The sequence below is a fragment of the Candidatus Hakubella thermalkaliphila genome (assembly GCF_013281975.1).
Taxonomy (GTDB): Bacteria; Actinomycetota; Humimicrobiia; order Hakubellales; family Hakubellaceae; genus Hakubella; species Hakubella thermalkaliphila.
This window is the reverse complement of record NZ_BLRZ01000173.1, coordinates 1-2,658: the sequence shown is the minus strand read 5'-3', so window position 1 is coordinate 2,658 and position 2,658 is coordinate 1. Positions and strand designations below refer to the sequence as shown.

General features: G+C 43.8%; 4 protein-coding genes. All 4 read right to left on the bottom strand.

Annotated elements, in window-relative coordinates; all coding sequences use genetic code 11:
• Positions 1-362 precede the first annotated feature (362 nt).
• The 4 genes from HW443_RS10485 to HW443_RS14080 all read right to left on the bottom strand — a co-directional run bounded on the left by HW443_RS10485 (position 363) and on the right by HW443_RS14080 (position 2,501).
• Positions 363-1,043, bottom strand: a complete 681-nt coding sequence (locus tag HW443_RS10485; protein ID WP_258190512.1) for a PIG-L deacetylase family protein — start codon at positions 1,041-1,043, stop codon at positions 363-365.
• Positions 1,044-1,091: 48 nt separating this feature from the next.
• Positions 1,092-1,841, bottom strand: coding sequence for a family 4 glycosyl hydrolase (locus HW443_RS10480; protein WP_176238168.1), 750 nt, complete (start codon positions 1,839-1,841; stop codon positions 1,092-1,094).
• Complete coding sequence (locus HW443_RS10475; protein WP_176238167.1) at positions 1,781-2,050, bottom strand: family 4 glycosyl hydrolase; 270 nt, start codon at positions 2,048-2,050, stop codon at positions 1,781-1,783. Before HW443_RS10475 ends, HW443_RS10480 begins: the two co-directional genes overlap by 61 nt.
• A gap of 241 nt (positions 2,051-2,291) precedes the next feature.
• The gene (locus HW443_RS14080; protein ID WP_246273437.1) at positions 2,292-2,501 is read right to left on the bottom strand and encodes a family 1 glycosylhydrolase; all 210 of its coding nucleotides are present in this window, start codon (positions 2,499-2,501) and stop codon (positions 2,292-2,294) included.
• Positions 2,502-2,658 lie beyond the last annotated feature (157 nt).

Here is a 2,658-nt window from a genome sequence, read left to right as displayed (position 1 = left end):
CACACCCGTTACCCACTCCCGGTGAAGGACATCTTCCTCTATCCCCTTCACAAGCACTTCCGCCGGGAACTCCGCATTTCCTAGTCGCAACAGGGTTTACTGAAAGCTTACCGTATAATTTGGTGGGAGCAAATTGCCAAACCGTTGAAATGGAAATTCACACGAGAAGATCTATCCAGGATGCTCGGAAAACTCTCGGAACCTTCTCAACCAATTGCTCTTGCAGCATGAGAATACGTCACCGAATTTACGAGATACACCACTTAGTCTTAGTTGCCCCACCGTCAACACCCAAGAAATACCTCATTTTACTTGCTACTCCATTTTATTTTTTCGGGAAAGTCCTTTAAATGCTCTCACCCCTAACACTCTAAGGTGTCTACATTGCCATGGAGATGATAGGGGGTAAGAACTTTAAAAGCTTCTGCTTTCTCAAAACCTTTCCCTTCACCCCATTCTTTTGCCTTCATCTCCAGATAGCGAAAGAAAGGAGAAAATACCTCGGGAGGAAATTGACTTTTATGCCTCTTTATAGCTTCAAGTTTCTTCTCCCACTTTGAGGTTATATCTATGAAGATATTAGGTCTGTGGGTGGCATAGAAAGCAACGAAACTTACCCTACGGGGAACTCCTTTGGGCTCAAAAAGAGGCATAGGAGAGAAAAGAACCGCTTCTGCTCCAGCCAAACCTACTATTACATGTCCCAAGTGGGCCTCGTAAGGTAACCAGGGGTCAGGAAGAAGGATCCCATCGGGTTTTTCTTCTCTAAGGAGCTTTATGAATTTCTCTCTTAACTCCCGATGAGATAAGACATCAGTATCAGGATAGCCCAAAAAGATATGTTTATCAGCACCTAACACAGAAGCCGCCTCTTGCGCTTCCCTTCTTCTGATCACAACTAACTCTCCCGGGCTAAGCTCTGGGTCAAAAGTCCCCATGCCTCCATCAGTAACAGTAACATAAATAACTTCTTTTCCCCTCTCTCGCATCAGTGCCACAAATCCTCCAGCAAAAATTTCTATATCATCAGGATGGAGCTGGATAGCTAAACATTTCCCCCCTCTTCCATTTTGGGTATGGGTATGAGATCTTTAGCTTTCATCTGGTTTGCTGACCTCCTGTTCCAGGAGTTTTACCCTTTCCCCCACCAGAGGATAAAGATAGATAGAGATAAGAGATAGAACCAAGGCTGCCACAGGTATAGCGCTCGTAAGCAGCCTCATACCTAAAAGGGCTGAAGGGGGTTGGATTTCCAAGTGTGCATCGTAACCAAAGACATTAAGAGCTTCTTCTTTGAAATAGTAATAGTAAAGATAAGGGTTAGGAAGTAGTTTAATTATAGCTAGCAGCTCTGGAGGAAAGCGGGTCACTCGCTCAAAATCTGGTATCTCTTTGATCAATTCCAGAATAGCTGGCAAAACATCTTTCCCATCCACATAAACACCCTTAATCCAACCAAAGTGATTTATACCGAAGTAATCTATATGCACCTCATCTTCCTTTTTACTTAGAAGGTGCGAGATAATCTTATGGATGGAAGAGGGAGCATCGCAAATCCCTACCACCTTTTTTAAAGGGGTATGGCTCAAGATAGCTTGGGTTACTATCCCTGATGGATTGGTGAAGTTTATAAACCAAGTCTCAGGACTCACCTCATGTATAAAAGAAGCTACCTCCCATATCTTTGGGATAGTTCTAACTGCCATAGCAAATCCACCAGGCCCGGTAGTCTCTTGCCCTAAAACGCCAAACCTTAAAGGGACCTTTTCGTCTATAATCCTTACCTCATCCCCCCCCCCACTCTTATGGTACAGACAACAAAGGATGCCTCTTCCATACAAACTTTTATATCCTGGGTATAAGTTAAAATCGCTCCCCTAGTTTCTTCCTTGTAGATATCATCCAAAACTTTCTTTATGAGAGGAAGTCTTTCTTCATTTACATCCATAAGAGAGATCTCCTTTATGCCCAACTCCTCCTCTAAGGAAAGAAGACCTCTTACCAAAAGTGGAGTTCTAGTTCCACCGCCACCAAGGATGGATATTTTCATTTTTCCTGGCCTCCTTTGGTCCTCTATGCTATTTGAGACCTTACTCTTGCCACCAGAATCTGTCACCTTCGGTCCTGTTTTGACTCAAAACAAGCATACGAGAGTACGGTCTTCCGTGGTTCTCCTATTTCATTTATGGACAACCTACCCTTCCAACTGAAGGAGTCTTGGTAACTTGAGAAATCTATAAAAAGCTAAAGCTTCAACCCCTTACGCCGTTCCGCTCAATCACATCCCTGTGTCATAAGGCACTCTTCTTCCAGATTCGCCTCTGGCTTGTGTAGTCAATGTAAACAAGGCCAAACCGCCTGGTATACCCATATGAGCATTCGAAGTTGTCCATCAGGGACCATACAAAATACCCTTCCACTTTGACCCCATCCTGAATCGCTTGATGAACCCGGACAAGATAATCATGGAGGTATCTAATCCGTTGGTCGTCTTTAAGCACACTAAGTGGCCTCAAATCCTTAATTTCTACTTAAGTCGCCTCTCTACCCAGGCCCATTTGATATTTTTGAAGCACGTTGCAATATAGTAGTCTCGCTTGAGCCCACAGTCAATCATAAAGGAATGCTAAAAGACATCCATGACCAGAATGGGAGTAC

Bases quoted from the DNA above. Each gene is read 5' to 3' on its own strand.
- HW443_RS10475 (WP_176238167.1), bottom strand. From the start codon at position 2,050: ATGAAAATATCCATCCTTGGTGGCGGTGGAACTAGAACTCCACTTTTG.